The 25,784-nt window shown below is 59.4% G+C and carries 27 protein-coding genes and 1 tRNA gene; 15 read left to right on the top strand and 13 right to left on the bottom strand.

What is annotated here, in order from left to right; all coding sequences use genetic code 11:
- The first annotated feature begins 4 nt into the window (after window positions 1-4).
- From ACLH0J_RS21620 to murB, 4 genes are read left to right on the top strand one after another with little or no spacing between them, the layout of a single operon-like run.
- A complete protein-coding gene (locus tag ACLH0J_RS21620) occupies window positions 5-190 on the top strand; it encodes a Trm112 family protein (RefSeq protein WP_003174668.1) in 186 nt (61 codons plus the stop codon).
- Window positions 187-951 carry a 3-deoxy-manno-octulosonate cytidylyltransferase gene (gene kdsB / locus ACLH0J_RS21615; protein ID WP_411388950.1) on the top strand — a complete coding sequence of 255 codons (765 nt, stop codon included), beginning with the start codon at window positions 187-189 and terminating at the stop codon, window positions 949-951. Before ACLH0J_RS21620 ends, kdsB begins: the two co-directional genes overlap by 4 nt.
- Complete coding sequence (locus tag ACLH0J_RS21610; RefSeq protein ID WP_411388949.1) at window positions 951-1,415, top strand: low molecular weight protein-tyrosine-phosphatase; 465 nt, start codon at window positions 951-953, stop codon at window positions 1,413-1,415. Before kdsB ends, ACLH0J_RS21610 begins: the two co-directional genes overlap by 1 nt.
- Window positions 1,412-2,431 carry a UDP-N-acetylmuramate dehydrogenase gene (gene murB / locus ACLH0J_RS21605; RefSeq protein WP_411388948.1) on the top strand — a complete coding sequence of 340 codons (1,020 nt, stop codon included), beginning with the start codon at window positions 1,412-1,414 and terminating at the stop codon, window positions 2,429-2,431. The genes ACLH0J_RS21610 and murB overlap by 4 nt, the downstream gene beginning before the upstream one ends.
- A gap of 62 nt (window positions 2,432-2,493) precedes the next feature.
- Here murB and ACLH0J_RS21600 read toward each other — a convergent pair whose 3' ends face one another.
- On the bottom strand, window positions 2,494-3,165 hold the full coding sequence (locus ACLH0J_RS21600; RefSeq protein ID WP_411388947.1) for a Bax inhibitor-1/YccA family protein: 672 nt from the start codon (window positions 3,163-3,165) through the stop codon (window positions 2,494-2,496).
- Between the two features lie 152 nt (window positions 3,166-3,317).
- On the opposite strand from ACLH0J_RS21600, the gene ACLH0J_RS21595 reads away from it, so the two are divergent.
- From ACLH0J_RS21595 to ACLH0J_RS21585, 3 genes are all read left to right on the top strand, one after another.
- A tRNA-Ser gene (locus ACLH0J_RS21595) sits at window positions 3,318-3,408 on the top strand.
- A 383-nt stretch (window positions 3,409-3,791) separates the two neighbouring features.
- Window positions 3,792-4,211, top strand: a complete 420-nt coding sequence (locus ACLH0J_RS21590; RefSeq protein WP_411388946.1) for a hypothetical protein — start codon at window positions 3,792-3,794, stop codon at window positions 4,209-4,211.
- A gap of 294 nt (window positions 4,212-4,505) precedes the next feature.
- Complete coding sequence (locus tag ACLH0J_RS21585; protein WP_411388945.1) at window positions 4,506-5,993, top strand: methyl-accepting chemotaxis protein; 1,488 nt, start codon at window positions 4,506-4,508, stop codon at window positions 5,991-5,993.
- A 25-nt stretch (window positions 5,994-6,018) separates the two neighbouring features.
- Here the strand turns inward: ACLH0J_RS21585 and ACLH0J_RS21580 are convergent, their stop codons facing one another.
- The 9 genes from ACLH0J_RS21580 to ACLH0J_RS21540 form a co-directional block, all read right to left on the bottom strand.
- On the bottom strand, window positions 6,019-6,126 hold the full coding sequence (locus ACLH0J_RS21580) for a hypothetical protein (protein ID WP_411388944.1): 108 nt from the start codon (window positions 6,124-6,126) through the stop codon (window positions 6,019-6,021).
- Window positions 6,127-6,143: 17 nt separating this feature from the next.
- Window positions 6,144-6,977 (bottom strand): ABC transporter permease, encoded by an 834-nt coding sequence (locus ACLH0J_RS21575; RefSeq protein ID WP_411392873.1) that lies wholly within the window; start codon window positions 6,975-6,977, stop codon window positions 6,144-6,146.
- A gap of 40 nt (window positions 6,978-7,017) precedes the next feature.
- Window positions 7,018-8,265, bottom strand: a complete 1,248-nt coding sequence (locus ACLH0J_RS21570; RefSeq protein ID WP_411388943.1) for an ABC transporter permease — start codon at window positions 8,263-8,265, stop codon at window positions 7,018-7,020.
- Window positions 8,266-8,347: 82 nt separating this feature from the next.
- The gene (locus tag ACLH0J_RS21565) at window positions 8,348-9,376 is read right to left on the bottom strand and encodes an ABC transporter substrate-binding protein (protein WP_411388942.1); all 1,029 of its coding nucleotides are present in this window, start codon (window positions 9,374-9,376) and stop codon (window positions 8,348-8,350) included.
- 38 nt (window positions 9,377-9,414) lie between these two features.
- Window positions 9,415-10,515, bottom strand: coding sequence for an ABC transporter ATP-binding protein (locus ACLH0J_RS21560; protein ID WP_411388941.1), 1,101 nt, complete (start codon window positions 10,513-10,515; stop codon window positions 9,415-9,417).
- A gap of 228 nt (window positions 10,516-10,743) precedes the next feature.
- Window positions 10,744-12,006 carry an aspartate aminotransferase family protein gene (locus tag ACLH0J_RS21555; protein WP_411388940.1) on the bottom strand — a complete coding sequence of 421 codons (1,263 nt, stop codon included), beginning with the start codon at window positions 12,004-12,006 and terminating at the stop codon, window positions 10,744-10,746.
- Window positions 12,003-13,067, bottom strand: a complete 1,065-nt coding sequence (locus ACLH0J_RS21550) for a phosphotransferase (RefSeq protein WP_411388939.1) — start codon at window positions 13,065-13,067, stop codon at window positions 12,003-12,005. The genes ACLH0J_RS21555 and ACLH0J_RS21550 overlap by 4 nt, the downstream gene beginning before the upstream one ends.
- Window positions 13,060-13,794 (bottom strand): SDR family NAD(P)-dependent oxidoreductase, encoded by a 735-nt coding sequence (locus ACLH0J_RS21545; protein WP_411388938.1) that lies wholly within the window; start codon window positions 13,792-13,794, stop codon window positions 13,060-13,062. Before ACLH0J_RS21545 ends, ACLH0J_RS21550 begins: the two co-directional genes overlap by 8 nt.
- 83 nt (window positions 13,795-13,877) lie before the next feature.
- Window positions 13,878-14,555: a GntR family transcriptional regulator gene (locus ACLH0J_RS21540; protein WP_411388937.1), complete on the bottom strand. Its 678-nt coding sequence runs from the start codon at window positions 14,553-14,555 to the stop codon at window positions 13,878-13,880.
- A gap of 514 nt (window positions 14,556-15,069) precedes the next feature.
- Here ACLH0J_RS21540 and ACLH0J_RS21535 point away from each other — a divergent pair.
- Together ACLH0J_RS21535 and ACLH0J_RS21530 are read left to right on the top strand one after the other, a co-directional pair.
- Window positions 15,070-15,369, top strand: coding sequence for a hypothetical protein (locus tag ACLH0J_RS21535; RefSeq protein WP_411388936.1), 300 nt, complete (start codon window positions 15,070-15,072; stop codon window positions 15,367-15,369).
- Window positions 15,370-15,610: 241 nt separating this feature from the next.
- Entirely contained in the window at window positions 15,611-15,844 is a 234-nt protein-coding gene (locus ACLH0J_RS21530) for a hypothetical protein (protein WP_411388935.1), read from the top strand.
- A gap of 122 nt (window positions 15,845-15,966) precedes the next feature.
- On the opposite strand, the gene ACLH0J_RS21525 is transcribed toward ACLH0J_RS21530, so the two are convergent.
- Entirely contained in the window at window positions 15,967-16,176 is a 210-nt protein-coding gene (locus ACLH0J_RS21525) for a hypothetical protein (RefSeq protein ID WP_411388934.1), read from the bottom strand.
- Between the two features lie 752 nt (window positions 16,177-16,928).
- Here ACLH0J_RS21525 and ACLH0J_RS21520 point away from each other — a divergent pair.
- Entirely contained in the window at window positions 16,929-17,642 is a 714-nt protein-coding gene (locus ACLH0J_RS21520; RefSeq protein ID WP_411392872.1) for a hypothetical protein, read from the top strand.
- A gap of 13 nt (window positions 17,643-17,655) precedes the next feature.
- Here ACLH0J_RS21520 and ACLH0J_RS21515 read toward each other — a convergent pair whose 3' ends face one another.
- On the bottom strand, window positions 17,656-17,787 hold the full coding sequence (locus ACLH0J_RS21515) for a hypothetical protein (protein ID WP_411388933.1): 132 nt from the start codon (window positions 17,785-17,787) through the stop codon (window positions 17,656-17,658).
- A gap of 237 nt (window positions 17,788-18,024) precedes the next feature.
- On the opposite strand from ACLH0J_RS21515, the gene ACLH0J_RS21510 reads away from it, so the two are divergent.
- A complete protein-coding gene (locus ACLH0J_RS21510; protein ID WP_411388932.1) occupies window positions 18,025-18,294 on the top strand; it encodes a hypothetical protein in 270 nt (89 codons plus the stop codon).
- A gap of 187 nt (window positions 18,295-18,481) precedes the next feature.
- The gene (locus ACLH0J_RS21505) at window positions 18,482-20,593 is read left to right on the top strand and encodes a TonB-dependent receptor family protein (protein WP_411388931.1); all 2,112 of its coding nucleotides are present in this window, start codon (window positions 18,482-18,484) and stop codon (window positions 20,591-20,593) included.
- A gap of 55 nt (window positions 20,594-20,648) precedes the next feature.
- Here ACLH0J_RS21505 and ACLH0J_RS21500 read toward each other — a convergent pair whose 3' ends face one another.
- Entirely contained in the window at window positions 20,649-22,463 is a 1,815-nt protein-coding gene (locus ACLH0J_RS21500) for a sigma-54-dependent Fis family transcriptional regulator (RefSeq protein ID WP_411388930.1), read from the bottom strand.
- 257 nt (window positions 22,464-22,720) lie between these two features.
- On the opposite strand from ACLH0J_RS21500, the gene ACLH0J_RS21495 reads away from it, so the two are divergent.
- Genes ACLH0J_RS21495 through ACLH0J_RS21485 form a run of 3 tightly spaced genes read left to right on the top strand, consistent with a single transcriptional unit; the run spans window position 22,721 to window position 25,775 of the window.
- A complete protein-coding gene (locus tag ACLH0J_RS21495; protein ID WP_411388929.1) occupies window positions 22,721-23,815 on the top strand; it encodes an ABC transporter ATP-binding protein in 1,095 nt (364 codons plus the stop codon).
- Entirely contained in the window at window positions 23,815-24,912 is a 1,098-nt protein-coding gene (locus tag ACLH0J_RS21490; protein ID WP_411388928.1) for an ABC transporter ATP-binding protein, read from the top strand. Before ACLH0J_RS21495 ends, ACLH0J_RS21490 begins: the two co-directional genes overlap by 1 nt.
- Window positions 24,909-25,775, top strand: a complete 867-nt coding sequence (locus ACLH0J_RS21485) for a carbohydrate ABC transporter permease (RefSeq protein WP_124363238.1) — start codon at window positions 24,909-24,911, stop codon at window positions 25,773-25,775. Before ACLH0J_RS21490 ends, ACLH0J_RS21485 begins: the two co-directional genes overlap by 4 nt.
- Window positions 25,776-25,784 lie beyond the last annotated feature (9 nt).

Below are 25,784 nucleotides of genomic sequence, written 5' to 3'. Positions count from 1 at the left end.
ACTCATGGACACCAAACTACTCGACATCCTCGCTTGCCCGATCTGCAAAGGCCCGCTCAAGCTCAGCGCCGACAAAACCGAGCTGATCAGCAAGGGCGCCGGCCTGGCTTACCCGATCCGTGATGGCATTCCGGTGATGCTGGAAAGCGAAGCCCGCACCCTGACCACCGATGAGCGTCTGGATAAATGACCACAGCCTTTACCGTCGTCATTCCTTCCCGCTACGCCTCGACCCGCTTGCCGGGCAAGCCACTGCAACTGATCGGCAGCAAGCCGATGATCCAGTTGGTGTGGGAACAGGCCTGCAAAAGCAGCGCCGAGCGCGTGGTGGTGGCCACCGATGACCCGCGCATCATCGAAGCCTGCAAAGGCTTTGGCGCCGAAGCCGTGTTGACCCGCGAAGACCACAACTCCGGCACTGACCGCCTGGCCGAAGTGGCCACACAGCTTGGTCTGGCGCCTGACGCCATCGTGGTCAATGTGCAAGGTGACGAACCTTTGATCCCGCCGAGTGTGATCGACCAAGTGGCCGCCAACCTGGCGGCCCACGGCGAAGCGCGTATGGCGACCCTGGCCGAGCCCATCGAAGACATCGAAACCCTATTCAACCCGAACGTGGTCAAGGTGGTCAGCGACATCAATGGCCTGGCGCTGACCTTCAGCCGTTCGACCTTGCCCTGGGCGCGCGATGCGTTCGCCAAGCATCCTGACGTGTTGCCGGAAGGCGTACCGTACCGGCGCCATATCGGCATCTACGCCTACCGCGCCGGTTTCCTGCATGACTTTGTCCGTTGGGGCCCGTGCTGGCTGGAAAACACCGAGTCCCTGGAGCAACTGCGTGCCCTGTGGCACGGTGTGCGTATCCATGTGGCCGATGCGTTGGAAGCACCGCCGGCAGGCGTTGACACCCAGGAAGACCTGGAGCGCGTCCGTCGCTTGTTGGGGGCTTGATGGAGGTTTTGTTTGTCTGCCTGGGCAATATCTGCCGCTCGCCAACTGCCGAAGGCGTATTGCGCCATAAATTGCGCGAAGCCGGCCTGGTGGGCCAGATAGAGGTGGCATCCGCCGGTACCGGCGAATGGCATGTCGGCAACCCGCCCGACCCGCGCAGCCAACGTGCGGCGCTCGTGCGCGGTTACGACCTGTCGACGCAACGTGCCCAGCAGGTATCCCGCGCCGACTTTGCGCGCTATGACCTGATCCTGGCCATGGACCACAGCAACCTGCGTAACCTCAAGGCCATGCAGCCAGGGCAGGGCAAGGCGGAGCTGGACCTGTTCCTGCGCCGCTTTGATGCTGAAGTGGACGAAGTACCGGACCCTTATTACGAAGGCGAGCAAGGGTTTGAACGGGTTCTGGACCTGATCGAGCGCGCCTGTGATTTATTGGTGATCGAATTGAAGGGGCGGTTATGACCTTGCACGTGCTTGCGCAGGTATCGCTCAAGCCATTCAACAGTTTTGGTATTGATGTGCGTGCCCGGTTGTTCGCCGAAGCCCACAGCGATGACGATGTGCGCGAGGCGCTGGCCTACGCAGCCGCAAACGCATTGCCCCTGCTGGTGATCGGTGGCGGCAGCAATCTGTTGCTGACCCAGGACATTCCAGCACTGGTCCTGCGTATGGCTACCCAGGGCATCCGTATCTTGCAGGATGACGGCGCACGGGTGGTAGTCGAAGCCGAAGCAGGCGAGGCCTGGCATCCGTTCGTACTGTGGACGCTGGAGCAGGGGTTCTGTGGCCTGGAAAACCTCAGTCTGATTCCCGGCACCGTCGGGGCTGCACCTATGCAGAACATCGGCGCCTACGGCGTGGAGATCAAGGATGTGTTCGCCGGTTTGACCGCCTTGGATCGTCATACCTGCGAACTGCGGGATTTCAGCCTGGAGGAATGCAACTTTGCCTACCGTGACAGCCTGTTCAAGCACGAAACCGGACGCTGGCTGATCCTGCGCGTGCGCTTTGCCCTGAGCCGCGCCAGCCACCTCAAACTCGACTACGGTCCGGTGCAACAGCGTCTGGCCGGGCAGGGCATCACCGAAGCGACGCCGAGTGATGTCAGCCGGGCGATCTGCAGTATTCGCCGCGAAAAACTGCCGGACCCGGCAGAACTCGGCAATGCCGGCAGTTTCTTCAAGAACCCGCTGGTATCCCAGGCGTTGGCGGCAGAGCTGCAGGGTTTGTATCCGGACCTGGTGGCCTATCCCCAGGCGGACGGGCAGATGAAGCTCGCCGCTGGCTGGCTGATCGACAAGGCCGGCTGGAAGGGCTTCCGTGAAGGTGATGCCGGTGTGCACAAGCTGCAGGCGCTGGTGCTGGTCAACTATGGTGGCGCCACGGGGCACGATATCGCCAACCTGGCCCTGCGTATCCAGCGAGACATCGCCGAGCGCTTCAAGGTCGAGCTGGAAATGGAACCCAACCAGTACTGAAACCATGAAAACAAAAATGCCCCGTATCTTTCGATACGGGGCATTTTTTTTACCGCTATGAATCAGTCATCACGGCTCATGATGCCGAAGATCTGCAACAAGCTGATAAACAGGTTGTAGATCGACACATACAGGCTAACTGTCGCCATGATGTAGTTGCGCTCACCGCCGTGGATGATTGCGCTGGTCTGGAACAGGATGCACACCGAGGAGAACAGCACAAAACCTGCGCTGATCGCCAGTTGCAGGCCGCTGATCTGGAAGAACATGCCTGCGACGACGGCTGCCAGCAGCACGAAGAAACCGGCGGTGATGAAGCCACCCAGGAAGCTCATGTCCTTACGGGTAATCAGCACGTAAGCCGACAGACCACCAAACACCAGGGCGGTCATGGCAAACGCCGAGCTGACGACTTCCGCGCCGCCGGCCATGCCGAGGTAACGGTTGAGGATCGGGCCGAGGATAAAACCCATGAAGCCTGTCAGGGCAAATGCCGACAAGAGGCCCCACGCCGAGTCGCGCAACTTGTTGGTCAGGAAGAACAGACCATAGAAGCCGATCAGCACGACAAAGATGTTCGGGTAGCCAACGCGCATCTGTTGCGCTACGAACGCCATCACGCCGCTGAATGCGAGGGTAAGGGCGAGCAAGCCATAGGTGTTGCGCAACACGCGGCTGACTTCAAGCTGCTCAGCCTGCACGTTGCCATTCACTGCGTAATTCTGTTCGCGCATGGCGACACTCCTTCGGTTTTGAAACGTTCAGTCGCAAAGATCATAACAGACGCTCTGTAACAAGCGATGGCGAGAGTTTGACAGTGTGTTTCATTCGGGTATTATGGCGCCCGCTGAGACGGGATGGGCTATTATGATTCCGTGACGCGCAAGGGAAATTGGCAGAGTGGTTGAATGCACCGGTCTTGAAAACCGGCGAACGTTAATAGCGTTCCCAGGGTTCGAATCCCTGGTTTCCCGCCAAGATTCAAACGAAAGCCCCGCACTGCGGGGCTTTTGTGTTTCTAGGGTTAGGGTGGCGCACGACGGTTTTTGATAGGCGTCCGAAACTTTTCCTATTTGGAGGGTTTAGCGGTGGCGTCAATCCGCCTGTAAACCCGCTTGGTGATCTCCTGTTTGCTATGGCCCAGTAGTAGGCTTGCATCGCTGATATCGGCAATTTCCGATGCTGCCTTGGGCCGGATGTCACGAAACTGAAACCCTCCAATTTTTGCTGCAAGCATAGGGTCGCCCTGATCCAGCAGCGTTCTGCTGCGCCTCTTCCCCTGCCTTGTCCCTGCGCAGATAGGCCCTGTATACGTCCTGGTGGTACCTGCTAGAGTCGCCAAAACACATGGAGGCTTGATATGCGGAAAATACTCATCGCCATGGCACTACTTGTATTGGCGGGATGCGCAACATCGCCAGTTCCGATCACCAAGGCTAGAAGTGCTCCCGCAGATAGATTGCTCGCCTATCAATCTGAGCAAGTTGGCTCAGGCAAGATCATCGTAATCAGGGACAGTGGATTCCTCGGTGGAGGATGCTATGCGACCATTTTCCTTAACGGTGAGCGTGTCGCAAAGATCGACACAGAGGAAAAAGCGACCTTTATCCTACCGCCTGGCGAATGGGTGATCGGTGCAGCTCTAGAAGGTAGTGGCCTATGCGGCGCAAATGAGAAACGGACCGAGGCGGAGACGACATTGAAGCAAGGCCAGGTTAAGAGCTTCAGAGTGTTCTCATCGCCAGATGCAGGGCTAGATGTCAGGCCCACCACCCTATAACAGACAACCAATCTACATGACCGCCTACGGGCGGTTTTTTATTGCCCGGAGAAAAGTATGAGTGATGTAGTCAGCTATAAATCCATGGCTACCCACCGCGTGCGGGCTATTCACGTTAGGAGCTTGTATGCCAATTACTCAGCAGCAGTTGCTGCAGATCCTTCCGAACGCCGGCCGCCAAGGGTTTGCTTCCGATATCCGCCCAGCTTGGGGGGATGGCGCGAGATGAAGAGTCACAGCTAAACGACCAAGCTAGATCAGCTTTGTTTGATCGCTAGCAAACGGACCTTGGACATGGTGCGACCCGCGCATTGGGGTAGGGATTTTCCTATCCGGTTTTCCAGCATTCCTACCCCAGAACAGGGATGTATCACCATCACTACCGACGAACAGCAGCGTCAAACCCGCATCGCTTCGTTGAGCGGCTACCGCAGCACGTTGCAGAACACCATCATCCATTACGAACCCTTGGTTACCGGGCCGGCAGAGCGTGAGCTCTACCAGCCAGTGAGCGATGATGCGCAGCAGTATTTGAAGCTGGTGGATGAACTGGAGCCGTTGTTGCGAAGTGGTGATAACGCCGCAGCCATTACCCTGATCAATACCCGCATCAGCCCGATGACCAATACCCTGCAGGACAAGCTGAACAAGCTCTCGGACTTTAATGATGAGGGCGCTAAGCGTTCAGGTCTGGATGCTGCCGCTACGTACAGTAATGGTGTGACGCTGGTGGTCGGTCTGCTGGTGGTAACTGTCATCCTCACCGCGGTGCTGGCTGCGGTGTTGACCCGCAGCATTACGTCGCCGCTAAGCGATGCCCTGGCCGTTGCCGAGCGGATCGCCGGCAGCGACTTGTCCCGGGAAGTTGGGATCAGTGGCCGCGACGAGGCCGGTCGCTTGCTGGCTGCTCTGGCGAAGATGCAGAGCAACCTGCGGGAAACCATCGCCCATATCGCCGATTCCTCTACCCAATTGGCGTCAGCCTCTGAAGAAATGACCGCGGTCACTGAGGAGGCTAGCCGTGGGCTAGTACGGCAAAACGATGAGGTCAATCAGGCCGCCACCGCGGTGACCGAAATGAGCGTCGCGGTGGACGAGGTGGCACGCAATGCGGAAGCCGCCGCCCAATCTTCCCGCGAATCAATGGAGTTCACCCGCTCGGGTATCGAGAATGTGGCGCAGACCCTCATGGCCATCGAAAGTCTGGCCAGCAACGTGGCCAGCACTGGGGACCAGGTTAAGGCCTTGTCCGGCAAAGCCCAGGACATCAGCAAAGTAGTCGAGGTGATTCGAGCAATTGCCGAGCAGACCAACCTGCTGGCGCTGAACGCGGCCATTGAAGCAGCCCGCGCCGGGGAGCAAGGCCGTGGCTTTGCGGTGGTAGCAGATGAAGTGCGGGCCCTGGCCCACCGCACCCAGCAGTCGACCCAGGAAATCGAACAGATGATCAGCTCGATTCAGACCGACTCGACCCAGGCTGTGGGCGCCATGAACGTCAGCGCACAGATGGCCAGCAGCTCAATCTCCGTTGCGCAGAGCGCCGATCTATCGCTCAAGCAGATCGCCGAGGCCATCACCAAAATCAACGAGCGTAACCTGCTGATCGCCACAGCCTCCGAAGAGCAGGCTCAGGTGGCCCGCGAGGCTGACCAGAACCTTACCAGCATCCGCGAACTCTCAATCCAGAGCTCGGCAGGCGCCAGTCAGACCGCCAGCGCCTGCAGTGAGATGGCCAATCTGGCGATTGAATTGAATCACCTGGTGGCGCGCTTCAAGGTCTGACATGCGGCGTTGTCGGGGCCTGTACTTACCTTGGCTCCAGGCGGCAGATCCCTTGCTCTTCGCGCAGGCGCAGCAGGCTGCTCTGCTGGTAGACCGGAAAGTACTCGACCATGTTGCGCAGGGCCCGACCCAAGGTGGGCGAAGAGGTTGTCAGGTAGCCCAGCAGCCCCAGCGCCCCGGCAACGCCTGATTTCCAGGTCGATGACCTCGAATAGATTCGTTACGGCGTCGAAGGGCCTCCATGGCCAGCAGTAACAGTAACGCGCCCAGAACCATCATGGTCGCCGCGGCGGCGATGGTGGGATTGAGGTTCTCCTTGATGCCCGCGAACATTTGCATCGGCAGGGTACGTTGGGAGGGACTGGCTAGAAACAGCGTCACGACGACTTCATCGAATGACGTGGCGAATGCGAACAGTGCACCGCTCAGGACGCCCGGTGCAATGAGCTGTAGCGTCACTCGCTTGAACCCATACCAGGGCGTTGCGCCAAGGCTGGCGGCGGCGCGTGTGAAGTTGCGGTCATAGCCTTCCAGCGTTGCATTGACGGTGATCACGACAAAGGGCACCCCCAGGACTGCATGCGCAATCACCAGGCCGAGATAGCTATTGAGCAATCCCCAACTGGCAAAAAAGAAGTCCAACCCGACCGCTACGATGACCACGGGCGCGATCATCGGCGAAATGATGATCGCCATGATGACCGCCTTGCCGCGAAACTCACCGCGAGACAATCCGACCGAGGCGAAGGTGCCAAATACCGTGGCGAGCAAGGTCGCGGCCGGAGCGATCTTGAGGCTGTTCAGCAGCGCAGGCATCCAGTCGCCGGAGTTGAAAAACTCGTGGTACCAGCGCAGCGAGAGACCACTCAACGGGTAACTCAGAAAAGACCCTTCATTGAATGACAGCGGCACGATGACCAAAATCGGAATGATCAGGAACATCAGCAAGGCCAGACTGTAGAGGCTCAAGAAGGGGCGCAGCAGGCGTATTTCGAACGGTTCGACATGCTTCATTGCAGACCCCTCAGGCTGGTCGATTGGCGGGGCGCGAGACCTTGGCGTAGACCCAATAAAGCAAAATGACGATGAGCAGCAGTTGACTGCCCAGCGCCGTCGCCATGCCCCAGTTGATGGTGGTGTTGGTGTAGTAGGCCACGAAGTAGCTGATCATCTGATCGCCCGGACCACCCAGAAGGGCCGGGGTGATGTAGTAACCGATGGCCATGATGAACACCAGCAACGCACCTGCCGCCACGCCGGCAAATGTCTGCGGCAGGTAGACCCTTCGGAATGCAGTGAACGGGTGAGCCCCCAGAGAAATCGCCGCGCGTTCGTAGCGGGAGTCGATGCCTTTCATGACGGCATAGAGCGGCAGGATTAAAAAGGGCAGCAGAATGTGGGTCATCGATATCAATACGCCTGCGCGGTTGAAGACCAATTGCAATGGCTTGTCGAGCAGGCCTAGATCAATCAACGTGTTGTTGATCAGGCCACCGGATTGCAGCAGAACGATCCAACTGGCCGTGCGCACGATCAGTGACGTCCAGAACGGCAGCAGCACCAGGATCAGCAGCAGATTCGCGCGTCGGGCCGGTTGCCGCGACAGCCAGTACGCCAGCGGGTAGCCCAGCAGGACGCACAGGACCGTGACCAGCCCGGCGATGGTCAGGGAGCGTTTCAGTACGTCGAGGTACAAGGCTTTATCCGGCGCTACCGCGCGGATCTGGCCGGCGTCCATCTTCAGGTCGAAGGCGGCCAGCCAGTAGAAACCGGTGTAGGGTCGCCCAAGCTGTTTGAGGGTCGCCCAAGTCTTGATGTCGGCCAGCGTCGGCACGCCTTTTATCAGCGCGTCACGCACATTGACGCCGTCGGCCGGCAACCGCCCCAACACGGCGGTCGAGAGGCTGCGCAAGCCGGTGCTTTCGTAACCCAATCGCCGATTGAGGGCGAATAGCTGACCATTGCTGCGCGCACTGCGCAGGTCTTCACCGAGGGCGCTGAACACGGATTCATCCGGCAGTGTCTGGTCATCCCAGTTGACCAGCAAGGCGAGGGTCTTGGGCAGGGCGGTGGCCACTTCCGGGTTTTCCACGCTCTTGGTCAGCAGCGATCCGATCGGTGTTAAAAACCCCACAACCAGCAAAGCCAAGAGCGGCAGGATGAGCAGCATCGAACGTCGTAGGTAAGCCCGTTTGGTAGCCTGTAGTTGCCTGTGCAAGCGTTGCGTCTGAACCTCTGACGACGTGCGGGCAAGGGCGAGCGTTTCGGACATGGGAGTCTCCTTTCGTCAACACGGCCCGGATGTGCCGGCAGTCATCGCCGACGCTATCCGGGCAGTCTGTGCGGGTAAGCGGTCAGCGCGCTGCCCAGGCATTGAAACGTTGCTCCAGCTCTTCGCCGTGGTCGATCCAGAAGTTGGTATTCACTTGAAGGGCGTTCTCGAGGTTGGCCGGTGCCGTCGGCAGTTGCTCGCGGGTTTTGGCATCGATCAGTGCCAGCGTGTCCTTGTTGGTCGGCCCGTAAGGGATGTTTTGCGCGAAGACTTTCTGGTGTTGGGGCAGGTTGGCGAATGCAATGAATTGCTCACCCATCGCCTTGTTCGGCGAGCCTTTGACGATGGCCCAGTTGTCGATGTCGTACAGGCTCTGATTCCATACCATCTTGAAATCATGGCCCTCACCCTGGGCGGCGGACACTCGACCGTTGTAGGCCGACGTCATGACCACGTCGCCGGCGACCAGCCATTGCAGGGGTTGGGCGCCGGCTTCCCACCATTGAATATCAGGCTTGATCTGGTCGAGTTTTTTGAAGGCGCGGTCAACACCTTCGGGCGTGCTCAATACCTGATACAGCTCGGCGGGTTTTACGCCGTCGGCCAGCAGGGCGATTTCCAGGGTGAATTTGGCGCTTTTGCGCAGCCCGCGTTTACCGGGATAGGTCTTGGTATCCCAGTATGCTTCCCAGCCTTTCGGCGCGGATTTGAGTTTTGCGCTGTTGTACGTCAGGTTGGTCGACCAGAGAAAAATCCCCGCGCCGCATTCACTGACGGCGCCACTGACAAATTTGCTGGCATCGCCCAGTGTGCTCCAGTCGAGCGGTTCAAACAGGCCTTCGGCGCAGCCGCGAACCAGGTCGGGGCTTTCGACCTCGACCACATCCCAACTGACTTGTCCGGTTTCCACCATGGCGCGGATCTTGGCCATTTCGCCGTTGTATTCCCCGGCCTGGACGGCGCCTTTGCCGGCCGCCGTGAACGGTTGATAGAACGCTTTTTCCTGGGCTTCCTTGTTCAGCCCGCCGAACGACACGACGGTCAGCGGTTGAGCATTTACCTGGCCGCCAAAGGCAGTCAGAACAGTCAGTGCAGCGAGACGCTTGAGCATGGCAAATATCCTGAGGTCATCAACAATGGAGGGGGGGATCAAGCTGGCATGGCATCGAGCGCCGAGGCGTCCGCGCTGTGCCAACAGACGGGGACACGCTGGCCTTCGCGCCAGTGGGATTGCATCTGGGCGATGGGCACTTTGACGTTGAAATCCGGGTTGCCCGCGACGTTCAGGCGGATACGCACGTGGTCGCCCAGATAGATGCACTCCTCGATGCAACCGTCCAGACGGCTGTCATAACGGGCGTCGCCATCGAGGGTGACCCGTTCGGAGCGAATCGAAAGCGAGGTGCGGCTGCCTGTGGTCAAGCCAGGGGTGGCGCGGGCCGTGAGGTGTGCGCCCTGATCGAGTTGCACCTGACAGCGCTCGGCACTGAATGCGCCCAATACGCCGGGCAGGACATTGGTATCGCCCATGAACGTGGCCACGAAAGCGTTGGCCGGACGCTCATAAAGCGCCTGGGGCGTGTCGACTTGCTGGATCACACCGTCGTTGAAAATCGCGATGCGGTCGGACAAGGACAGCGCCTCGGCCTGGTCATGGGTGACGAACACCACCGTCAAGCCAAGGTCGCGATGCAGACGGCGGATTTCTAGCTGCATCTGTTCGCGCAATTGTTTGTCCAACGCGCCTAGCGGTTCGTCCATCAACACCAGTTTCGGTTCGAAAACCAGCGCGCGGGCGAGGGCAATGCGTTGCTGTTGGCCCCCGGAAAGTTGTGCGGGGAAGCGTTTGGCGAGATCGCCCAGACGTACCATTCCCAGGGCTTTTTTGACCCGGGTTTCTATCTCGTGGCGCTTCATGCCCCGGACTTGCAGGGGGAACGCCATGTTTTCGGCGACGCTCATATGCGGGAACAGTGCGTAGTTCTGGAACACCATGCCGATGCCGCGACGATGGGCCGGGACGCTTTCAATGGCATTGCCTTGCAGAAAGATCTGCCCCTTTGTCGGGGTTTCGAACCCGGCCAGCATCATCAGGCTGGTGGTCTTGCCGGAACCGGACGGGCCGAGGAGGGTCAGGAACTCGCCCTGGGCAACATCCAGGTCTAACCGTTTAACCACGGTCTTCAGACCGTCGTAACTTTTCTCCACCCCTTTGAAGCGGACGAAAGCGCTGGCGTTGTTACCTGTCATCTCAGACCCTCCAAATGCGTTTCTTTTCTGAAGCATGATGCATCATGTTTTTATAAAAGCAGAATCCGTGCCATTGAACGTATCCAGCCTGGGATGAGGTTCTTCGGTGGGAAGCGCTCGTGAGGCCGCACTACAACTGTGCGAGGGGGTTTCAGCCGCTCCGGATTGGGAGCCTTGTACGGGCGTCGATGCAGGCTGCAACAAGCCTGCGAAGACAGGAGGTGATGCTTAGTTGAGGTCGCTCAGGGTTTGATCCAACCGTTCGAGCAGCAGATCCGCGTGTTCCCGAGCGAATACGAGCGGCGGACGAATTTTCAGAATGTTGGCCTGTGGCCCCGTGGCGCTGATCAATACCTGACGGCGGCGCATGCCGTTGACCACTGCTGCCGCGGCGGCTGTCGCCGGGGTTTTGGTCGCGCGGTCGGTCACCAGCTCCACGCCGATGAACAGACCCTCGCCGCGCACATCGCCAATCACTTCATGGCGCTCGGCCAATGCCCGCAGCCCGGCGTTGAGGTAGTCGCCGACCTTCAGCGCGTTGGTTTGCAGGTCTTCTTCGCGCAACACCCGCAATACTGCATGGGCTGCGGCGCAGGACACGGGATTGCCGCCGTAGGTATTGAAATAACGCTGTTGCCGACCGAATTGATCGAACAGCGCCGAACGTCCGACCACCGCCGCCACCGGGTGGCCGTTGCCCATGGGTTTGCCCAGCGTGACCAGATCCGGAATCACTGCTTCGCGGGCAAACCCCCAGCGTTGCCCGCCGGTACGGCCGAACCCCGGCTGCACTTCATCGGCGATGTAAAGCCCACCGGCGTCGCGCACGCATTGCGCGGCGGCTGCCAGTTCGCCATTCGCCGGGCAGAACACGCCGTCACTGGAGAAAATGCTGTCGACCAGCAGCGCTGCGGGTTTGATGCCTTGTGCTTGCAAGTCATGCACCGCCGCTTTGACGCTGGCGACGAAATCGCCTCGACGATAGGCGTCCGGCGCTTCCACCAGGCGCACGTGGCTGGCAGTCGGAAGGCCTGTGGCGAGCGATGGCGAGACTTCGGCCAATGCACTGGTCACACCGTGGTAGGCCCAGCGGGTAACGATGATGCCCGTGCCGCCGCTGTGGCAGCGGGCAATGCGCAGCGCCAGGTCGTTGGCCTCGCTGCCGGTGCAGGTCATGGTCATGTTATCGAGCTGCGGGGGAAACTCGCTGAGCAAATCTTCGGCGTATTCCACAATTGAGGGATGCAGATAGCGTGTGTGGGTATTGAGCCGGGCACTTTGTTCGGCAATGGCCGCCACCACGGCAGGGTGGCAGTGACCGATGGACGCCACGTTGTTATAGGCATCCAGGTACGCGCGGTTGTCTTGGTCGTAAAGCCACACACCTTCTCCTCGCACCGGGGCGAAGGGTTCTTCATAAAACAGTCGATAGCTGGCGCCCAGCGCGCGTTGGCGACGAGCGAGCAATTCCGCGGCGGTGGACGAACTCATTGGGCCTCCGGTGTGCAGGCGTTGATCAGGCTTTGGGTCAGCAACCCTTCGGGCAAGGCTGTGAGGCATTGCAGGTTGCGCCAGGTCGTGCGCAGGTTACGCAGGACATAGGTGCGGTTTTCCGGATACAGACTGGCGCGCCACTGGGCGATGGTGATGGCCATGGCCATGCGCATGGCGATCAATTCGCCCAACACCTCCAACTCCTCGCGCTGCAGCGTAATCCGCGCGTTGTAGGCGGCGACGAAGGCCTTGATCTGCCAAAGCGGATCGTTTGCGTCGGCGTCGAACTGATAAGAAAGTGCCGTCCCCAGCTCGTTGATCAGCGGCGCGTAGAGCGCGTCACCGAAGTCGATAATGGCCGAGACGCGGCTGCCGGTGGCGCAGTCGAGCATGACATTGTGCGGGTTCAGATCGTTATGAATGACCTGCGCACGGAGTTTGGCCAGGCGCGGTTTCACAGAGGTTTCGTGGTTGTCCAGCAGCCTGGCCACCAATGGCAGTTGGTCGGCATCCAAGGAGTCCAGATACGGCCTGACCCGCTCCGCGTGGCCGACATCCCAGAGCAGGTCACGGTGGGCCGCCGGATGCCGAAATGCCTTGAGGGCCAGATTGACGTCGGCAAGAGAGGTCCCAAGTTCGTGCATCAGTGCGACGCTGGGCGTACCCAGGTTCTGCGAAATACCGTCCAGGTAGCTAACGGTGCGCAGTGTCAGCGGCTGCCCGTTGACCCGCACGTTTGGCTCCACTTCGCCATTGCGCGAGGGCAGTACACGCGGAACCGGCAGGTGCGCGCCATGTGCCTTGATGTGCAGCAATACTTGGGTCTGGAAGCTGATGACGTTGGGGTCTTCGGCCGCATTGATAAATTTCAGGACGAAGGCGCCGGTGTTGGACTGGATGAGAAAGTTGGCATCGCGTTCGCCATTCAACGGCTTCAGCGTGCCTTTGAGGCCATAGACGCGCTCGGCGATTTCCAGCACTTCGTGAGTCGAGACGCTTGGCGCCTGGGTGGTCATCAAATCGGCGCAACACACCGTGTCTATGATGGCCTCAGACATGTTGGCCTCCATTGACGTGAATTTCCGCGCCGTTCACGTAGGACGCGCCGCTGGTGCAGAGGAAATAGATCAGCGAGGCGACCTCTTCGGGTTTACCCAGGCGCCCCATGGGCACGAGTCGCTCGACGATATCGGCGGTGCCCGGAGACAGTATGGACGTGTCGATTTCGCCCGGCGCAATCGCATTGACCCTCACGCCATGCGGGCCGAAGTCGAATGCCATTTCCCGAGTCAGGGCCGAGAGTGCTGCCTTGGAGGTGGCATAGGCGACTCCGGCGAAAGGGTGCACTTTGGAGCCGGCGATGGACGTGACATTGATGATGCTGCCCTGGGCGGCCTTGAGTTCATCGAACAGGCCACGAGCCAGGAGGGCGGTTGAGAACAGGTTGACGTTGAACACCTTCAGCCACGTGGCGTAGTCGGTCTCCAGCACGCCAAGTCGCTCACCTTCCGGGCCTTTGGGCGATACGCCGGCATTGTCCACCAGGGCATCCAGGCGACCACCGAGTTTTTCCTTGATGTTCGCCAGGCTGGCACTGACGCTGTCGATATCCTCAAGATCGAGGTGTATGTGGTTGAGCAAACCTTCCGCCCACGGGCATTCAGCGACCCAGTTCTGGCGTGAGGCGGTGAACACTTCCCAACCAGCTGCGTTGAAGTGCTTGACCGTCGCATGCCCGATACCACGACTGGCACCGGTCAAAAGAAGCTTTTTTTTCTCGCTCATGAGCTGATCCGATTTGATTGATGTTTGATGCATCATCAATTTGGGCGTCATCACTGTCAATAGCCATTCAGGGAAAACTGCCGCTAAGAGGCGGCTTCCTGACTGACTGCGATGAACTCCAGCATTTTCTGATTGCCATCAAGAATGTCAGTCTGGATGGCATGTTTAGCCGCCGCCGCGTCCTGACGTCGCAACGCATTGAGCACCTCCACATGGTGTTCGATGGCCATGGTCAGGGAAAAGTGCACGTATGCCTGAGCGATCAACGGACCTGCGCGCATCCACAGGCTATCCAGGTAGCTGCGAAGCAAAGGCATGCGCGCAGCCTCGGCGACTAAAAAGTGAAACTCACTGTTCAGGCGCAGGGCTTCAGGGAGGTCATTGTTATTGATGGCCTCAAGGTTGCGTTGGATGTTTGCATCGATGAGCGCCAGATCGCTTGACGTCGCGAGTCGCGCCGCAGTTTCGGCGCCCAGACCTTCGAGATTCAGCCGCAGCGTACGGATTTCAAGATAGGCGTCGCTGTCGAGTACGGGCACCCGGATGTCTTTAGGCGTTTTCAGTACCAGCGCTTTCTCTTTTGCCAGTTGCAGGATGGCGTCACGTACCGGTGTGACGCTCGTCCCAAGCTGACTGGCCAGGTCTCGGATACGCAGTCGGTCATCTGGCTTGAGCCCACCGGTGATTAACGCATTGCGCAGTTGAGCGTAAACATTGCTGCCCAAATAGGTGTGGGTGATAGCGTCGAGAGGGTAAGACATGGATCACCGAAGGCTGTAAAGCGGGTTGGTCGGTAACTATACAACATGATGCATTATCTTATTTTGAACATTTGCGATGGGGCAGTGCTGTATGTTTATTTCGCCCCTCGGGCTTGAGGTGTTCCTGAGACGTTGTCATTGCTTGCGGCTGGACAGCGTGTTTGAAAACCGACGGATAGTTCGCGCGGGAGCCCGTGCAACGTATTTCAGAGCATCGGATGGATGACTCACAGAGCGCTGTGCTCAAACATATCCTGGGTCGCCCTCGCGGTAACCATGACAGTCCGATTCTTTGATATCGATTTACCGGCCTGAGTTCGCCAGCTCGGCATAAAGACTTGGTGGATTTTGTCGATAGGGTGTGTGTTTGGAACGACAATTAACCGAGTTGTCGGGCTATCCCTTCAGTGCCATAGACATTTTCCATTCTTACGCCCGGTGATCACATCGAGTTTTTTATTTGTGCTCCGGCGTACGATCTCGTATAGGCACTTTTTTTCCTATGGAGCGTGATGTGGAACGAGATCAGAAGCTGTTAGTAAAAATCTTGGAAGTGTGCATCATGGATTCTGAAGAGTGGCGATTGAATATATCGGCAAAGGATATTCGCGACCACTTTTCCGTTGAGCAATGCGATCACTGGTCTCTGGTGGTCGTGAATGGCCATATCGAGTTGCTGGTCGATTTGGGGTGCGTCAATGTTCAGGGAGAAGCACCGGATATATTTATCCAGCGTGTTACAAATGCGGGATACAACTATATAGACCGCAGCAAAAGATTAAGCGGTCGGTACAATGAGCTACTTATCCACTAGATGACGATACGTTGAGCCCTGCCTGGTGCAGGGCTTTTTTTATTTGCACGCCCAAGCGATGACGATGAATGCACGGCCAGCTCTGGTATCATTGCGCCGCTACTCGTCAATCTACCCTCCATCCCTCTCATTGAGGGGCGGCGGGGGCGGGGGGGCTATCCCGACTAAGTCGGTTTTTTATTGCGCTCACATTGTTTGAGACCAGTAAACAGGGTCTCGGACTGCACACAGGGAGAGCGTCATGGTGTTACGTGGCATGGCACAGATGCATGTAGACGACTTGGCGGAAAGATTCAAGACGTTGGTGGTAAAGGCTTGCGGTAAGGCGGACATTCAATTTGCATGGGTTGTCTTTTACCAGGGACGAATGTTTGGCGCGTACGCGACTGCTGAGCAGGCTCTCCAGAAAATAACGGATATCGAGCACTGCATCAGCGTCGATGAGGCGCCGGTCCCTCAAGCCTCATCTGACTGATCCCTCATTCACGCCTTGCCGTGCGCAGGGCGTTTTCGTTTGCGGGCAAGGCAATGAAAAAAGAACGGCATGGCAGAATGCCGATCGGGTGAGTGATCCTGGTATACGGGGCACTGGTCAAGTTAACGTACAAGACCAGTGCCGGTGATGAAGCCAACCGCGTTTATATGCTTATGTAAAAGCACTTTCTTTTCATTATGCTCAATCTCAACCAGCACGTAATCTTCTGCGACGACTGCTATTCTTCCAGGAAATAAGTGACCGGCGAATTCAAAAAGTGCTTGTATGTCCTGATTGTGCATGTACTCAAGCTTGTCGGTGAATGCTGACATGATATGCGCCTCTGCCTGGGTCTGAAGCTCCGTGCTCGTTGTCGACTCACTGTCAGTATGTTCGTACCCGGCTTCAAACGAAGCCGGGTACTTAGCAGACGATTAGGGATTTTTCTTGCTATTGCTATCAAAGGTTAAATTTTGTCCAAGTTCCGCTGCTTAGCCTCTCGCCAAGTCGACGGCTGCAATAATTGCGGTGCGGGCTTGGGGATTGTCACTTGAACAGTCAGGGAGTTCCCTAGGCTGATTGGATTGATGGGTCATTGCGAGGGGGGTTGCCCTGCAAGCTGCTTGATTAAGGGCGCTACATCGAGGCGGATGAAAGGCAATACCTTCCCACGCCGCAATCGCAGCTTAAATCAGGAAGCCGTCACGCGGTGCTCAGAAAAACAGCTGAGCCACCGATATCAGGCAAATAATTTGCACAACCACTTGAGCTCGAATGGGGTGTTTCATTGCGGATACCCTCCTGTCCAGCTGCTGGTAAGAGTGCAGTGGGCAATGTAGATCCCCCTTGGATCGCCAGTCACACTCGCAACTGTGCGTTGAGTATAGATACAGAAACGAACTTTTCACGCTTGAGCGGTCCCAACCGCCCAGCGGCGTTGGTTACAACAATCTGCCCACCGCCTGCGCACTTTTTTTGATTTCTTCGATCTATCTCTGTCTCAGCCCCGTCGATCACCGCTCGGGCACAAGAACCAGATCGGGTGCCGATGGCTCGCACGTTACTTTCATTCAATATTCGACGAATGCGCCGGCCGCTGTTGCTGGCGGCGGTGCTATCGCTTTGTGTGGGCGGTTGCACCCAGCAGCAGGGCCGGGATATCGCCAAGCAGTTCAGCAACGGCAAGCCCGATGAGTTCTTCCAGACCAGTGTCGATCGCATGGCGACCCTGGGCATGCGTGACAATCTGCAAAGCCTGTATTTGTTGATGAACAAGCTCTACCTGCGCAATCCCAACCAGTGGCGACAGTCGGGTTATCCGGATGCGGTGAGCGCTGCGCGGGAGATTCGCCAGGCGATCGAGCAGCGCCGATCACTGCCTGCCCTTGGCGATCGACATGACCTGGCGGCCCTGAGTTACTCCTTGAGCCCCGAGTTCAAAGGCGACCGGGTCGGCGCGTTTATCTACGCCATCGGCAGCATGCTCGTGACCGCCCACGGCGGGCGTACCGAGTTCTACATCACCGATTCGATCAACCCGCAATTCGTCAGCAACGCCGCGCGCAATATCGAGAAGGCCACCTGGTTGCTCAGCCAGCGCCAGGATGCGAACGGCGTGCTGCTGCTGTTCTCCAACGAGATCTCGGAGGAGGGCAGCAACCTCAGTTTTGCCGTGGAGTTCGGCAAGATTGTTGCGCGCCTGGATCTGTTGACCCAAATGCTCGATGAGCGCTACCGGCGCATTGGCGTCAATTACGCGCAGAGCTTGTTGTTGATGAATTTCCTGCCGGTGCAGTAAAGGGCTTCTTGGCTCAGCCGTCGCCGATCAACAGCCAGAAAACGCCAATGATCAGCAGGGCCATCGACAGGCCGTCGAACAAGGTCGGTGGCCCCGGCGGCTTGGGCGGGTTGGTAAACAGCGGGTTGGGAAAAAGAGGACTCATGGTCGATGCCTTCGATAGATTTCACGGCGACTGGGTCATTGGATACCAACCCCGGAAAACATCTACCGATTCACTTCCCTTGCAACTGTAGGACGTTTCTCAAACCTTCGGTGCTGTGGGTTTGGTGCGCTATTTCCGTAACAAATGTAGGAAACGGCCTATCTTGCTTTCCGATGCTTGAAACGCCCTGCTGTGCGCAATAGCCTCGGATTTTTCCGAAAAAAATGAGGCTCTCCCTTGGGTAAGCGAAAAACGGTTTGGCCGACCGACCGCGAAATACGCCTGCGCTTTATCCTTTTTTCCGTGATTGATGCCGCGAGTATCCAGGGTGTTGCTGCCGAGTTGTTACTGCCTGCGCACAAGCTGCTGCGCAATTCACCGACAGAAGCGCAGTTGCTCGGCACCCTGGATGAAATCCTCGCCACTGATGAAATGCACGGGTTCAGATTTCCCCTCGGGTCAGACGCGGAAGAGTTGATGCGAACGCTGGAAGCGTCCGCTCGCTAGGGCTGTCCGTTAGATCGTTTTTTTTGCATCCATCCAAGCGCTCAGGATAAGTGATCAGCAGGAACGCCATCGCCTTGCTGTCCGCCGTGTCAATAAGGCGTGACCTGAAGGACGTCCCCGCCTTCCCATCACTGTTCGCGTGCCTGGCCCGGCCTTGCACGCCCCCGAACTCCAAGGATTTGCCCCCATGCTGCTGCGCCGCCCTCCGTTCCTGTTCGCCGCTCTGACCTTAAGCTCGCTGGTGCACGCCGAAGACCTGCAATTGGCCCCGGTCGAGGTCACCGGCAGCGAAGCCAGTGCCGGCGAGGCGGCTCAGGCGCAGCTCAAGAGCGTGCCCGGCGCCACCAATTACATCGACATGAACAGCGTGCAGCAGGGGCGGGTGAGCACCAACGAGGATGTGTTCAAGTACCAGGCCGGGGTGTACGCCAAAGCGGCGAATAACGAAGGGGTGAAGCTGTCCATTCGCGGTTCGGGCCTGAACCGCAGCCCGGGCGCCCATGCCTCCGGTTTATACGAAACACTCGACGGCTTGCCGCTGACCGGCCCCGGCGGCACGCCTTACGAACTCAAGGATCCGTTGTGGCAAAGTCGCGTCGAGGTGTTGCGCGGCGCCAACGGCTTTGATCGCGGTGCGCTGGCCTTGGGCGGCGCGGTCAACTATGTCACGCGCACCGGCTACGACGCGCCCAAACTGCAAGTGCGCTATGAGGCGGGCAGCCGCGGCTACGCTCAGCGCGAGATCAGTTCGGGCCAGGTGCTGGGGGATGCCGACTACTACATCAGCCTCACCGACTCGGCGTCCGACGGCTATCAGCACCAGAGCGCCGCCACCGGCAAAGGCGTTGCCGCCAACTTCGGCTACCGTTTCAGCCCGGAGCTGGAAACCCGCTTCTATTTCCGCTACCGCGAAACCACCAACGACACCCCCGGCAAACTCACCCGTGCGCAGATCAGCCACGACCCGCGCGCTGCCAACAGCCTCAACGCCGCCCGCGACTCCAAACGCCTGCAACCGGGGTCGACGTGGATTGCCAACAAGACCACCCTGCAGTTGGACGACAGCTCGCGCCTCGAAGTCGGCCTGGCCTATCACGATTACCCGATGGACCTGCGCGAAGGCACCAACCGCCTGAAAGTCGCCTACACCGACATCAGCGGTACCCTGAATTACATTCGCCAGGACACGCTGTTCGGCCACGACAGCACCACCACGGTCGGTCTGCGCACCACCCAGGCGATGCCCAACAACGGCGCGTCGGAATACGTGCGCACACCGGCCGGCAACACGGCTACCTACGCTCCCGGCACCAAGACCCGCGACTACAGCTACCTGGGCTCTGACACCGTGCTGCATATCGGCAACGACCTGGAACTGGTCCCGGACTTGTGGCTGACCACTGGCCTGGCGGCCATCTACACGCGCCGCGAAACCCAGGTCACCTACCCCGAGGGCCAGGCGCCACTGAGCCAGCACGATTGGGACTACGCGCCGCGCATCGGCCTGCGTTATGAGTTCAGCCCGCAACTGCAGGTGTATGGCAACCTGAGCCGCTCGGTCGAGCCGCCGCATGCGTGGTCGATGATCTGGGGTTCCAACAAGTATTTCGCCAGCGGTGCGGCCAAGGGCTTGGCCCGTGAAGGCGTGAGCCTGAAAAACCAGACCGCCACCACCCTCGAAATCGGCGGCCGGGGCGAGGCCGTGTTCGGCCAGTGGGACCTGGCGCTGTACCGCTCCGAAGTGCGTCACGAACTGCTCACCGTGGAAACCCAGGCCCAGACCCAGACCAGCAACGCCATCGTCGCCGAGTCCAACGCCAGCCCCACCGTGCACCAGGGCGTGGAACTGAGCCTGCTCAGCCCGCTGTGGGACGGCGGTCGCAGCGGTAAGCTCGATATGCGCCAGGCCTACACCTTCAGCGACTTCCACTACCGCGACGACGATCGCTTCGGCGACAACACCTTGCCGGGCATCCCCAAGCACTACTACCAGGCGCAAGTGCGCTACAGCCACCCGACGGGTTTCTACACCAGCCTCAACACCGAGCATTCCTCGCGCGTCGCGGTGGACTACGCCAATTCCTACTACGCCGCGGCCTACACCATTTTCGGCGCGACCTTCGGCTACGACGCGCCGAAGCAGGACTGGCAGGCCTGGGTTGACCTGCGCAACCTGACCAACCGGCGCTACGCCAACACCGTCACGCCGGGCTACGACGACAAGGGCCTGGATGTCGCCCGTTCCACCCCGGCGGACGGCCGAGGCGTCTACACCGGCGTGTCATGGAGCTGGCGCTGAAGCGCGGGGCTTGCTCGCTACGGGAAGGCCCACGACCGGCCGGAGCTGAGCCTCTCTAGGCGTCGTTCTGGCGCAGACGCTTGTACAGGGTATTGCGGCTCACCCCCAGTTCCCGCGCCAGGTGGGAAATATTCCCGCCGACGGCCTTCAAGCGCTGGCCCAGGTCGACGCTGTCGTCCAGGTCCTCACCGGCGGGCGGCGGCGCCAGGTTCAAATCGACAAAGAAATCATCCGGCAGATGCTCCGGGCGGATCGGTTGCTCCTCGGCCATTGCCAGCGCCACCTGGAGCACGCTGCTCACCTGGCGCAAATTGCCCGGCCACGGATGCTGCTCGAACAGCCTCAGCACCTCGGCGCTGAGCCCGGCCCATTGGGTCGGTTCGCGGTGTTGCTGCCACAGATGCTGGAACAGCGCCTGCTTGTCACTGCGCTCGCGCAGGGGCGGCAGCTCCAGGGTCAGGCCGCCGATGCGGTAGTACAAATCCTCACGAAAGCGCCCGGCCTGCACCTGCTCGCGCAACGCGCGGTTGGTGGCCGAGATGATGCGCAGATCCACCGGGAACACCTCGCTGCTGCCCACCGGCTGCACACAACGCTCCTGCAATACACGCAACAGTCGCGCCTGGGTCGGCAGCGGCATATCGCCGATTTCATCGAGAAACAGCGTGCCCTTGTCCGCCTTGCGGATCAGGCCGATGCTGCCTTTCTGGTTGGCGCCGGTGAACGCGCCTTTTTCGTAGCCGAACAGTTCCGATTCCACCAGCTCAGCGGGAATCGCCGCACAGTTCACCGCGATAAACGCCTGCTGGCTGCGGGAACTGGCCTGGTGCAGGGCTTTGACGAACACCTCTTTGCCCACACCGGTTTCGCCGTGGATCAGCAGCGGAATGTCCTTTTCCAGCAGACGCTCGGCCTGGCGCACGGCTTTTTCCACGCGAGCATCGCCGAAGTGCAGGGTCTGCAGGCCAATCGCGGCCGGCTTTGGCGCCACGGGCGCGCTGAACACCCGCGCCTGCACCGGCATCTGCTTGGGCCGCTTGAGCAGGCACTGGAACCGATTGCGTCCCGCCGCCTGCAGCGAAAAGGGCAGGCCCTCCGGCTGATTGAGCAGCTCCAGCAGCGACACCTTGAACAAACTGTCGATCATCACCCGCGACAAACTGATGCCCAGCAGGTTGTCGGCGCGGCGGTTGGCCGAGAGCACCTGGCCGCTTTCATCAAAGATCAGCAGGCCTGCCCATTGGCTGTCGAGGTTGCTCAGGCCGGTGTTGAAGGTCAGTTGGAAATGTTCGCCGCGAAACAGGTTGAGGATCAGCCGGTTCTCCACGGTCTGGCTCATCATCTTGACCATGCCCAGGGTGTGGGAGGGCGGCAGGTAGCTGTCGCTGGACACGTCCAGCACCGCGATGATTTCGCGCTGGGCATCGAAGATCGGCGCCGCCGAACCGGTCATGAAACGGTTGGCCTTGAGAAAGTGTTCGTCATGTTCGATATGCACCGCCTGGGCACAGGCCAATGCGGTGCCGATGGCATTGGTGCCGCTGGAACGCTCCCTCCAACTGGCACCGGCGCTGAAACCCCGGGCCAGCGTGGGCTCGATAAAGCGCTGGGTGCCCCAACTGGTCAACACCTGGCCCTGGTTGTCGGCCAGCATGATCAGGCAGTTGGAATTGCTCAGGATGTTTTCGTAGTAGGGCAGCACCTCCTGATGGGTGGTCTGTACCAGGGAATGCTGGCTTTCCAGCAGTTGGCTGATGCCCTCGGCGGGCAGTTGGTCGAAGCTGGGCGTGCTCTGGTGGTCCAGGCCGAAGGCGCGGCAACGGCGCCAGGATTCCTGGATAAGGGTGTCGTGCGCCAAGGGTTCGGCCATGGGAATGGGCTTCCGGTTTTTATTGTTCTTATGGATGCACGCCCCCTACAGGGGGGTGAAGCCTATTGAGTGTTGTTCATAACTGTTCATTGTCAACCGCCAAATTGTTCAGTTGTTCAGCCCAGACTGTTCATTTCTGTTCACTCCTGAACATGCCCCGGCGCCCATTTCCTTGTGAATCAAACACCTGCCATTTTTGGCACGAAACTCGCTCTGACGAGCGGGCAGATTCATTCCAATAATAAAAAGGGCGTGTCATGTCATTGACCCTGGAACATGTCTCCCGCGTTGTTGATGGTCAGACTTGGATCGACGATGCCAACCTGCGTTTTGAAGCCGGTTCCTTCAACGTATTGCTCGGCCGTACGCTTTCCGGCAAGACCAGCCTGATGCGTCTGATGGCCGGCCTGGACAAGCCCGACAGCGGCCGCATCCTGATGAACGGCGTGGATGTCACGCAAAAACCGGTGCGCCTGCGCAACGTGTCGATGGTGTATCAGCAGTTCATCAACTACCCGACCATGACCGTGTTCGAGAACATCGCCTCGCCGTTGCGCCAGGCCGGTGTGGCCAGTGAGCTGATCCACAGCAAGGTGCTGGAAACCGCGAAGATGCTGCGCATCGAAAAATTCCTCCAGCGCCACCCGCTGGAGTTGTCCGGTGGCCAGCAGCAACGCACGGCCATGGCCCGGGCCCTGGTGAAAGACGCCGAGCTGATCCTGTTCGATGAGCCCTTGGTGAACCTGGACTACAAACTGCGCGAAGAGCTGCGTCAGGAAATGCGCGAGCTGTTCGCCGCGCGGCACACCATCGCCATCTACGCCACCACCGAACCCAACGAAGCCCTGGCCCTGGGCGGCACCACCACCATCCTCCACGAAGGCCGGGTGATCCAGAGCGGTAAGGCGGCCGAGGTCTATCACCAGCCGCAGAGCGTATTGGCCGCCGAGTTGTTTTCCGAACCGCCGATCAACCTGATGCCGGGGCGTATCAGCGGCAACGAAGTGAGCTTCGCCAATTTTGTGCATTTCCCACTCAATGTTGACCTGCGTCCCATCGGCGACGGTGAGTTCCGCTTTGGTGTGCGCCCCAGCCATATCAGCCTGGTGCCAAGCAACGACGATGACCTGGAGCTGGCGGTGACCGTGGAAGTCGCCGAGATCAGCGGCTCGGAAACCTTCCTGCATGTGCGCAGCGAACACTTCCTGCTGGTGCTGCACCTGCCGGGGGTGCACGAGTACGACGTCGACGCGCCGATCCGCGTGTATATCCCCACCCATAAACTGTTTGTGTTCGATGGTCAGGACCGTTTGGTCCAGGCCCCCGGGCGCCGTGTCGCGAGGGTTGCCTGATGGCCGAGATCCATTTGCAGAACCTGGCGCACAGCTACAGTCCTTCGCCGAACGGCCCTGAGGACTACGCCATTCGGGAAATGAACCACGTGTGGGAGCAGGGCGGTGCCTACGCCTTGCTCGGGCCTTCGGGCTGCGGCAAGTCGACCCTGCTCAATATCATCTCCGGCCTGCTCAGCCCGTCCGAAGGCCAAGTGCTGTTCGACCATAAAGTGGTCAACGAGCTGACCCCGGAAAAACGCAATATCGCCCAGGTGTTCCAGTTCCCGGTGGTGTACGACACCATGACGGTGTTCGACAACCTGGCCTTTCCGTTGCGAAACCAGGGCATGGCCGAGGCGAAGATTCACAGCAAGGTGCAGGAAATCGCCGAAGTCCTCGACCTGCAAAACCTGCTGAGCAAAAAGGCGCGCAACCTCACCGCCGACGAAAAACAGAAAGTCTCCATGGGCCGTGGCCTGGTGCGCGACGACGTGTCGGCGATCCTGTTCGACGAGCCGCTGACGGTGATCGACCCGCACCTCAAATGGAAGCTGCGGCGCAAGCTCAAGCAGATCCACGAGCAGTTCAATATCACCATGGTCTACGTCACCCACGATCAGTTGGAAGCCTCGACCTTCGCCGACAAGATCGCGGTGATGTACGGCGGGCAGATCGTGCAGTTCGGCACGCCCCGCGACCTGTTCGAGCGGCCGAGCCATACCTTTGTCGGCTATTTCATCGGCAGCCCGGGGATGAATCTGATCCAGGTGCAGGCCGAGGCGGGCGGGGTGCGCTTTGCCGGCACCCATCTGCCCTTGTCCGAAGCGCTGCAGCGACGCATTGCCCATACCGACTACCAGACACTGCAGGTGGGTATCCGCCCGGAATTCATCCACGTGTGGGACGAGTACAACCCTGACGCCCTGCAGGCCGACGTCACACATGTCGAAGACCTCGGCACCTACAAGATCCTGACCCTGAGGCTGGACGGCGTGCCGCTGAAAATACGCCTGGCCGAAGACAAGCCGGTGCCCGATGGCAAGGCCTCCCTGAGTTTTCCCGCGCAATGGCTGATGGTGTATGCCGACGATTACCTGCTGGAGGTCCAGCCATGAACAAGGTGCAGAACAACAAGGCCTGGTGGCTGGTGTTGCCGGTGTTCCTACTGGTGGCGTTCAGTGCGGTGATCCCGATGATGACCGTGGTCAACTACTCCGTGCAGGACATCTTCGACCAATCCAGCCGCTACTTTGTCGGCGCCGACTGGTACAAGCAGGTGCTGCTCGACCCACGCCTGCACGACTCGCTGCTGCGCCAGTTCATCTATTCGGCCTGCGTGCTGCTGATCGAAATCCCACTGGGCATTGCCATCGCGCTGACCATGCCGACCAAGGGCCGCTGGTCGTCGCTGGTGTTGATCGTCCTCGCCATTCCGTTGCTGATCCCGTGGAACGTGGTGGGCACCATCTGGCAGATCTTCGGCCGCGCCGATATCGGCTTGCTCGGCTACAGCCTCAATGCCATGGGCATCAGCTACAACTACGCGGCCAACACCATGGACGCCTGGGTCACCGTGCTGGTGATGGACGTGTGGCACTGGACGTCCCTGGTGGCGCTGCTGTGCTACTCGGGGTTGCGCGCCATTCCAGACGTGTACTACCAGGCGGCGCGGATTGATCGGGCTTCGGCCTGGGCGGTATTCCGACATATCCAGTTGCCCAAGATGAAAAGCGTGCTGCTGATCGCGGTGATGCTGCGCTTCATGGACAGTTTCATGATCTACACCGAGCCCTTCGTACTGACTGGCGGTGGACCGGGTAACGCCACCACCTTCCTCAGTCAGACGCTGACCCAGATGGCGGTAGGCCAATTCGACCTGGGCCCGGCGGCGGCGTTTTCCCTGGTGTACTTCCTGATCATCCTGTTGGTGTCCTGGCTCTTCTACACCGCCATGACCCATTCCGACGCCAACCGCTAGGGCCGCCGA

Source organism: Pseudomonas sp. MPB23, assembly GCF_046605395.1.
GTDB lineage: Bacteria > Pseudomonadota > Gammaproteobacteria > Pseudomonadales > Pseudomonadaceae > Aquipseudomonas.
The sequence above is the reverse complement of the archived record's forward strand: the minus strand, read 5'-3'. Positions and strand labels throughout refer to the sequence as shown.

Bases quoted from the DNA above. Each gene is read 5' to 3' on its own strand.
- ACLH0J_RS21565 (WP_411388942.1), bottom strand. From the start codon at position 9,376: ATGCTCAAGCGTCTCGCTGCACTGACTGTTCTGACTGCCTTTGGCGGC.
- ACLH0J_RS21570 (WP_411388943.1), bottom strand. From the start codon at position 8,265: ATGTCCGAAACGCTCGCCCTTGCCCGCACGTCGTCAGAGGTTCAGACG.
- ACLH0J_RS21585 (WP_411388945.1), top strand. From the start codon at position 4,506: ATGGTGCGACCCGCGCATTGGGGTAGGGATTTTCCTATCCGGTTTTCC.
- ACLH0J_RS21600 (WP_411388947.1), bottom strand. From the start codon at position 3,165: ATGCGCGAACAGAATTACGCAGTGAATGGCAACGTGCAGGCTGAGCAG.
- ACLH0J_RS21515 (WP_411388933.1), bottom strand. From the start codon at position 17,787: ATGAGTCCTCTTTTTCCCAACCCGCTGTTTACCAACCCGCCCAAGCCG.
- ACLH0J_RS21555 (WP_411388940.1), bottom strand. From the start codon at position 12,006: ATGAGTTCGTCCACCGCCGCGGAATTGCTCGCTCGTCGCCAACGCGCG.
- ACLH0J_RS21545 (WP_411388938.1), bottom strand. From the start codon at position 13,794: ATGAGCGAGAAAAAAAAGCTTCTTTTGACCGGTGCCAGTCGTGGTATC.
- ACLH0J_RS21530 (WP_411388935.1), top strand. From the start codon at position 15,611: ATGGTGTTACGTGGCATGGCACAGATGCATGTAGACGACTTGGCGGAA.
- ACLH0J_RS21550 (WP_411388939.1), bottom strand. From the start codon at position 13,067: ATGTCTGAGGCCATCATAGACACGGTGTGTTGCGCCGATTTGATGACC.
- ACLH0J_RS21495 (WP_411388929.1), top strand. From the start codon at position 22,721: ATGTCATTGACCCTGGAACATGTCTCCCGCGTTGTTGATGGTCAGACT.
- ACLH0J_RS21525 (WP_411388934.1), bottom strand. From the start codon at position 16,176: ATGTCAGCATTCACCGACAAGCTTGAGTACATGCACAATCAGGACATA.
- ACLH0J_RS21560 (WP_411388941.1), bottom strand. From the start codon at position 10,515: ATGACAGGTAACAACGCCAGCGCTTTCGTCCGCTTCAAAGGGGTGGAG.
- ACLH0J_RS21500 (WP_411388930.1), bottom strand. From the start codon at position 22,463: ATGGCCGAACCCTTGGCGCACGACACCCTTATCCAGGAATCCTGGCGC.
- murB (WP_411388948.1), top strand. From the start codon at position 1,412: ATGACCTTGCACGTGCTTGCGCAGGTATCGCTCAAGCCATTCAACAGT.
- kdsB (WP_411388950.1), top strand. From the start codon at position 187: ATGACCACAGCCTTTACCGTCGTCATTCCTTCCCGCTACGCCTCGACC.
- ACLH0J_RS21490 (WP_411388928.1), top strand. From the start codon at position 23,815: ATGGCCGAGATCCATTTGCAGAACCTGGCGCACAGCTACAGTCCTTCG.
- ACLH0J_RS21610 (WP_411388949.1), top strand. From the start codon at position 951: ATGGAGGTTTTGTTTGTCTGCCTGGGCAATATCTGCCGCTCGCCAACT.
- ACLH0J_RS21505 (WP_411388931.1), top strand. From the start codon at position 18,482: ATGCTGCTGCGCCGCCCTCCGTTCCTGTTCGCCGCTCTGACCTTAAGC.
- ACLH0J_RS21485 (WP_124363238.1), top strand. From the start codon at position 24,909: ATGAACAAGGTGCAGAACAACAAGGCCTGGTGGCTGGTGTTGCCGGTG.
- ACLH0J_RS21620 (WP_003174668.1), top strand. From the start codon at position 5: ATGGACACCAAACTACTCGACATCCTCGCTTGCCCGATCTGCAAAGGC.
- ACLH0J_RS21540 (WP_411388937.1), bottom strand. From the start codon at position 14,555: ATGTCTTACCCTCTCGACGCTATCACCCACACCTATTTGGGCAGCAAT.
- ACLH0J_RS21520 (WP_411392872.1), top strand. From the start codon at position 16,929: ATGCGCCGGCCGCTGTTGCTGGCGGCGGTGCTATCGCTTTGTGTGGGC.
- ACLH0J_RS21590 (WP_411388946.1), top strand. From the start codon at position 3,792: ATGCGGAAAATACTCATCGCCATGGCACTACTTGTATTGGCGGGATGC.